Below are 5,977 nucleotides of genomic sequence, written 5' to 3'. Positions count from 1 at the left end.
CGACGGCCGGCTGCCCGAGGTCATGACCGGGCTGGCCCGCGAGCGGGGGCGCGGACCGGTGCCGTACCCGCATTCATGCTCGCCGCAGGCGTGGGCAGCCGCCGCTCCCCTGCTCCTGCTGTCGCTCTGAGCCCGGTGCCCGGACTCCCCTGCTGCTGTCGCCGTGAGCCGGCGCCCGGGCCCCGCTTGCTGCTGTCGCTGTGAGCCGGCGCCTCGGGCTCACTACGTCGACGTGGCGAGATGCACGCGTTCGCCCTGGATGCCGATCAGGGTGAGCAGCTCGGCCGGGCTCTCGTCGGCGCTGCCGATCCAGTGCGGTATTCCGGTGTCGAACTCGGCCGCCTCCCCCGGCCCCAGCCGCAGCCGCCGGTTGCCGAGCAGCAGGGTGACGTGCCCGTTCATGACGTACAGCCACTCGTAGCCCTCGTGGGTGCGCGGGACCGGCTCGCCCCAGACGGACGCCGGCGGGTAGATCACCTTGAACGCCTGGATGCCGCCCGCCCGCCGGGTCAGCGGCACGAACGTCATGCCGCGGTACGTCACCGGGCGCAGGTGGATGCGTGGATCGCCGGTGTCTTTGGCGCCCACCAGCTCGTCCAGCGTTGTGCCGTACGCGCGGGCCAGCGGCAGCAGCTGCTCCAGCGTGGGGCGCCGCTTGCCGGTCTCGAGCCGGGACAGGGTGCTCGGGGTCAGGCCGGTCTCCTGCGCCACGTCGATCAGCTTGGCCCCTCGGGCCCGGCGGACCTCCCGGAGCCGCCCCGCCACGCCCGCCAGCACGTCCTGCTCCACCTCGTCCATCATCGCAGCTTGCCATTTGGCAACGGGCTTTGCACCTTGGTGCCCGTGGTGCGGATGCTCGACTCCATCGCCTGAACCGAGGAGGAGCTGCCATGGGTCAACCGCCCTGGACCCGCGATCTGCGGGTCCGCCTCGATGAGCTGCTCGATCAGCACCGCTGGTCCGCGCACGACAGCCTGAAGGGCATGAGCGAGGACGAGGCCCGCGCTTCCCTGGTCCCGTCCCGGACGACGTTGCTCGGGCTGGTCAAGCACCTGACGTACGTCGAGAGGTTCTATTTCGGGCACGTCCTGACCGGCCGATCGCTCAAGGAGCTCGGGGTGGCCGCCACCCCGGGCCACTCGTTCATCCTCCGGCCCGGGGACACCATCGAATCCGTCCAGGCCGCGCACCGCACCGCGTGTGAGGAGTCCCGGGCGGCTGTGCGGGGACTCGGCCTCGAGCATGTGGTGAGCGGCCGGAAAGTGCGGTCGATGTGGGCGCTGTACGTACAGGTGCTGCGGGAGCTCGCCCAGCATTGCGGTCACGCCGACATCCTGCGTGAGCAGCTCCTCGCGGCCAGGCCGCGCCGGACCCGGGTGCCGTCCGCGTGATGGCCTCCGTCAGAGAGCGCCCAGGACGTGCTGGACACCCGCGACGGCGGCGCCGCGGGCCCAGTCGTTGAAGGTCAGCGTGGCGGTGGTGATGTCGAGGGCGCAGCGCTGGGTCTCGTCGGCGCCGGGGCGGAGCCGGTCGGCGACCACGTCGGCTAGGGCGGGGGACGCGGCGATCTCGGCCACGTCCTCCCCGGCGAGCACGATCCGGGTGGTCTGCAGCGCCCCGGCGAAGGTGGCGGCCAGGTGGCCGAGGGCCCGGGCGGAGCCGGTGAGCAGTCTGGTGGCGGTACGGTCGCCGGCGGCACGCGCCTGGACCAGCTCGTCGAAGGTCACCGGCCGGCCGGCCGCGACCGAGGCATGGCGTTCTAGGTCCTCGCGGTTGAGGTAGGCGGCCACGCAGCCGGCGTGCCCGAGCGAACATCGGGGGCCGCGGCCGGTGAGGGGCGCGTGGGCGAGCAGGTGACCGTTGTCGATCAGCTCCTCCACGACGACGCCCTCGCGGACGACGCCGAAGCCGAGGCCGGCGCCGACGGTGATCAGGCCGAAGGTGGAGTGGGTGCGGCCGGCCCCGAACCAGAGCTCCTCGCGGGCCAGCGCGGTGACGTCGTTGGTGACGACCACCGGCAGGCCGGTCTCCGCCCGCAGCGGGGTGGCCAGGTCGGTGTCGCGCCAGCCGAGGAAGGTGCCCTCCCGGACGATGGACCGGTTCACGACGACGCCGCCCAGCGACACGGCGATGCCGTCCACCGACGGGACGCGGCGGGCCAGCCTCTGCGCCAGCCGCGCCACGGTCTTCACGGTTGCCGCGACGGGCACCGTACCGTCACTGCGCCGGCGCGGCAGGGCCGCCTTCGCCGCCCAGCGGACCTCGCCGAACATGTCGCACACGACGCCGTAGGCCCGGTCGGCGGTGAGCTTGCAGCCCACGACGTGCCGGGCGCCGGGCACCGCGGACAGGATCTGGCGCGGACGCCCGACCGTGAACTCCGGCTCGACGTCCTGGGTGATCAGGCCGCCGTCGGTCAGCGCGCGGGCCAGGCGGGACATCGACGCGTACGACAGCTGGAGCCGGTCACCGAGGGCGGCGCGGGTCGTCGGCCCGTGCACGAGCAGGTGCCGGGTCACCGCCAGCTCGGCGGTGGAGAGGGGTGCCATGCATCAAGCGTAAATAGTGACCCTTGTCACTTCGAACTCGCGGCCTTATTTTCAACCTGGCTGAAAGTAAATCCGGCCGAGTAGCCCCTGCCGCGGTATTCCCCGCGACGACGGGCGAAGGAGGATCCGATGGCCCTCAGCACCACCACCCGGCCGGACCGGACCGGCACCCCGCGCGCCAAGAAACGGGACGACACCCGCCTGGCGCTCATGTTCATCCTGCCCGCGCTGATCGGCTTCCTGGTCTTCATGGTCTGGCCCACCCTGCGCGGCATCTACCTGAGCTTCACCAAGTTCAACCTGCTCACCCCGCCGGAGTTCAACGGCCTCGACAACTACGTCCGGATGGCCCAGGACCCGGTGTTCTGGAACTCGATGCGGGTGACGATCTACTACGTCGTCATCAACATCGCCCTGCAGACGGCGGTGGCCCTGGTCATCGCCGTGATGATGCAGCGGCTCACCCGGCGGACCTGGCTGCGGGGCATCGTGCTGACGCCGTACCTGGTCTCCAACGTGGTGGCCGCACTGGTCTTCCTCTGGATCCTCGACTACCAGCTGGGCATCGGTAACACGCTCATCGCCGCGATCGGGCTGGACCGGGTCGCGTTCCTGTCCTCCGATGCCCTGGTCATCCCCACCATCGCGCTGATCAACGTGTGGCGGCACGTCGGCTACACCGCCCTGCTGATCTTCGCGGGCCTGCAGACCATCCCGGAGACGATGTACGAGGCGGGCCGGATGGACGGCGCGAGCGAGCCCCGCATGTTCCGCAGCATCACGGTCCCGCTGCTGCGCCCGGTGCTGGCGCTGGTCCTGATCATCACGGTGGTCGGGTCGTTCCAGGTGTTCGACACCGTCGCGATCGCCACCCGCGGCGGACCGGTCGACTCGTCACGGGTGCTGCAGTACTACATCTACGACGTCGCCTTCGGGCGCTTCCAGTTCGGGTACGCCTCCGCCATGTCGGTCGCACTGCTGCTGGTGCTCGTGATCATCACCTTCATCCAGTACCGGGTCACCCGGGCCGACACCTCCGACCTGAACTGAGGAGCGAGCATGACCCTCGACACCGCTCCCCCGGCCACCACCATCGGACCGGCACCTGTCTCCCCCACCGTCGAGCCTCCGGAGCCGAAGCGGTTCAGCGTCGGCCGCGCCCTCGCCTGGACCTTCATGATCGTGGTCATCACGGTCAGCCTGTTCCCGTTCTACTGGATGCTGCGCACCGCGTTGTCCAGCAACAACGCCCTCTACGCCGGCAGTGAGAGCCTGCTGCCGGTGCAGCCGTCGTGGGATGGCTTCGCCCGCGTCTTCGGCCTGCAGAGCGGTCAGGAGGCGATCGACGCCGGCGGCGCCGGGCAGCCCATCAACTTCTGGCGCTACCTGTTCAACTCGGTGGTGGTGTCCACACTGGTCACTGTCGGGCAGGTCTTCTTCTCCGCGATGGCCGCGTACGCCTTCGCCCGCCTGGAATGGAAGAACCGGGAGAAGTGGTTCGGCTTCTTCCTCGGCGGCCTGATGATCCCCACCATCTTCACCCTGCTGCCGAACTTCGTCCTCATCAAGCAGCTCGGCCTGGTCGACACGCTGCTCGGCATCGCCCTGCCGAGCATGCTGATGACCCCGTTCGCGGTGTTCTTCCTGCGCCAGTTCTTCCTCGGCATCTCCAAGGAGGTGGAGGAGGCGGCGCTGATCGACGGCGCGTCCAAGGTTCGGGTGTTCTTCCGGCTCATCCTGCCGATGTCCACCGCACCCATCGCGACGCTGGCCATCCTCACCTACATCTCCGTCTGGAACGAGTACTTCTGGGCGCTGATGGTCAGTTACACCGACAAGTCCCGGGTGCTCACCGTGGCGCTCGGCGTGTTCAAGTCGCAGACCCCGCAGACCGGGCCGGACTGGGCGGGCCTGATGGCCGCCACCCTGGTCGCCGCGCTGCCGATGCTGCTGCTCTTCATGGTCTTCGCCAAACGGATCGTCAACTCCATCGGCTTCAGCGGGATCAAGTGATGTCACGTAGCTACCGGGCCACCGCGGCCGCCCTCACCCTGACCCTGCTGACCGCCTGCGGAGGTGCCGGCAGCGGCGGCACCACGGGCACCATCGAGTACTGGCTGTGGGACTCCGCCCAGCAACCCGGCTACCAGAAGTGCGCCGACGCGTTCCAGCAACAGAATCCGGGCCTGCGCATCAACATCTCGCAGTACGGCTGGGACTCGTACTGGTCGAAGCTGACCGCCGGCTTCATCGCCGACGCCGCACCGGATGTCTTCACCGACCACCTGGCGAAGTTCGCCCAGTACGTCGACCTGGAGGTGCTGCGGCCGCTGGACGACCTCGCGCCGACCAGCGACCTCCAGGACAGCGACTACCAGCCGGGCCTGGCCGAGCTGTGGAAGGGCAAGGACGGCAAACGGTACGGCGCCCCGAAGGACTGGGACACGGTCGCGGTGTTCTACGACAAGGCGGCCCTGGACGCCGCCGGCGTGGACCCGGCCCTATTGCAGGACCTGTCCTGGAATCCGCAGGACGGCGGCACCTTCGAGAAACTCATCGCCCACCTGACCATCGACGCCAAGGGGGTGCGCGGCGACGAGCCCGGCTTCGACAAGAACAACGTCAAGACCCACGGGCTGGCCTCCGAGGGAGCCGGCGGCAGCGGCTGGGGACAGACCCAGTGGTCGGCGTTCACCGCCAGCGCCGGCTGGCAGGTCACCGACACCAACCCCTGGGGCACCCGCTTCAACCTCGACCAGCCGGCGTTCCAGGACACCCTGCGGTGGTACTTCGGGCTGGCCGACAAGGGCTTCATGCCGACCTACGCCGAGATCGGCGGAAGCAACCCCATCAACACGGACAAGCAGCTCCAGTCCGGAATCGCCGCCCTGGGCATCAGCGGCTCCTGGATGATCTCGACCTTCACCAAGCTCACCGACGCGGCCGGCCAGAAGCTCGAGATCGGTGTCGCCCCGACCCCGATCGGCCCGACGGGCAAACGCGCCTCGATGTTCAACGGTCTCGCGGACTCGGTCACCACGCTGTCGAAGCAACCGGAGAACGCGGCCAAGTGGGTGAAGTTCATGTCCGGCGAGCAGTGCCAGAACCTCATCGGCGAATCCGGCGTGGTGTTCCCGGCCCGGCCGGAAGCCACCGAGCTCGCCGTCGCCTACAACAAGAACGAACGCAAGCTCGACGTCACGGCGTTCACGGATCAGGTTGAGGACAAGACGACGTTCCTGTTCCCGGTGACCACCAACGCCGCGGACATCACCGCCCTGCTGCAACCGCGCCTCGACGCGGTGTATCTCGGCAGCAAGCCGGTCAGCTCCCTGACCGAGCTCAACAACCAGCTCAACGATCTGTTCAAGGTCGCGCAGTAGCTGCGGTCATCACCGGCACGCGGCGGCAACCGGGCCCGGTTGCCG

At 69.3% G+C, this 5,977-nt stretch carries 6 protein-coding genes; 4 read left to right on the top strand and 2 right to left on the bottom strand.

Annotated elements, in window-relative coordinates:
* Positions 1-222: 222 nt before the first annotated feature.
* A complete protein-coding gene (locus AB0C29_RS29760; protein ID WP_360826925.1) occupies positions 223-798 on the bottom strand; it encodes an XRE family transcriptional regulator in 576 nt (191 codons plus the stop codon).
* Between the two features lie 92 nt (positions 799-890).
* Here AB0C29_RS29760 and AB0C29_RS29755 point away from each other — a divergent pair, with 92 nt between their 5' ends.
* Positions 891-1,391 carry a DinB family protein gene (locus tag AB0C29_RS29755; protein WP_360826922.1) on the top strand — a complete coding sequence of 167 codons (501 nt, stop codon included), beginning with the start codon at positions 891-893 and terminating at the stop codon, positions 1,389-1,391.
* A gap of 9 nt (positions 1,392-1,400) precedes the next feature.
* On the opposite strand, the gene AB0C29_RS29750 is transcribed toward AB0C29_RS29755, so the two are convergent.
* Positions 1,401-2,549 carry an ROK family transcriptional regulator gene (locus tag AB0C29_RS29750; protein ID WP_360826919.1) on the bottom strand — a complete coding sequence of 383 codons (1,149 nt, stop codon included), beginning with the start codon at positions 2,547-2,549 and terminating at the stop codon, positions 1,401-1,403.
* A 129-nt stretch (positions 2,550-2,678) separates the two neighbouring features.
* Between AB0C29_RS29750 and AB0C29_RS29745 the strand changes: the two genes are divergently transcribed.
* The 3 genes from AB0C29_RS29745 to AB0C29_RS29735 are packed head-to-tail and all read left to right on the top strand — an operon-like array spanning position 2,679 to position 5,932.
* Positions 2,679-3,599 (top strand): sugar ABC transporter permease, encoded by a 921-nt coding sequence (locus AB0C29_RS29745; protein ID WP_360826916.1) that lies wholly within the window; start codon positions 2,679-2,681, stop codon positions 3,597-3,599.
* A gap of 9 nt (positions 3,600-3,608) precedes the next feature.
* Positions 3,609-4,562, top strand: coding sequence for a carbohydrate ABC transporter permease (locus tag AB0C29_RS29740; protein ID WP_360826913.1), 954 nt, complete (start codon positions 3,609-3,611; stop codon positions 4,560-4,562).
* Positions 4,562-5,932: a sugar ABC transporter substrate-binding protein gene (locus AB0C29_RS29735; protein WP_360826910.1), complete on the top strand. Its 1,371-nt coding sequence runs from the start codon at positions 4,562-4,564 to the stop codon at positions 5,930-5,932. The genes AB0C29_RS29740 and AB0C29_RS29735 overlap by 1 nt, the downstream gene beginning before the upstream one ends.
* Positions 5,933-5,977 lie beyond the last annotated feature (45 nt).

The sequence above is a fragment of the Actinoplanes sp. NPDC048791 genome (assembly GCF_040650095.1).
Taxonomy (GTDB): domain Bacteria; phylum Actinomycetota; class Actinomycetes; order Mycobacteriales; family Micromonosporaceae; genus Actinoplanes.
The sequence above is the reverse complement of the archived record's forward strand: the minus strand, read 5'-3'. Positions and strand labels throughout refer to the sequence as shown.